Genomic DNA, 399 nt, shown 5'->3' with positions numbered 1-399 from the left:
CTACCAGCACGCCCTCTCGGCCTTCGCGGTGGCGCAGGGCCTGCCCGCGAGCCAGGACCTGACGCCCGAACTCTGGGACAAGCTCCAGGCCTCGAGCGACAAGCCGGTGGTGTCCGACTACGCGGTCACCGACGCGGACGCCTCCGGTCCCTATACCGAGACGATCCCGCCGAAGATGGAGGCGCAGGCCGACCTCAAGGAACTCGGCTACACCAACCCGCGGGAGATGCTGGCCGAGCGCTTCCACATGAGTCGCGACCTCGTCAGCGCGCTCAATCCGGACAAGCCGCTCGACAAGGCCGGCACGTCGATCACGGTGGCGGCCGTCGATCCCATGGGCACCGACAAGCCGAAGGCGAAGGACCTGCCGCACGAGCCCAAGGTCGACCGGATCGAGGT

Annotated in this window: 1 pseudogene; it reads left to right on the top strand. The window is 68.4% G+C overall.

Annotation, left to right across the window (positions count from 1 at the left end):
- Window positions 1-399 (top strand): annotated as a pseudogene (locus GWE18_RS42160) (murein L,D-transpeptidase); the annotation flags it as partial.

This window comes from Bradyrhizobium sp. CSA112, assembly GCF_029051645.1.
GTDB lineage: Bacteria > Pseudomonadota > Alphaproteobacteria > Rhizobiales > Xanthobacteraceae > Bradyrhizobium.
Note: the sequence above shows the minus strand (reverse complement) of the source record. Positions and strands in the feature narration are given on the sequence as shown.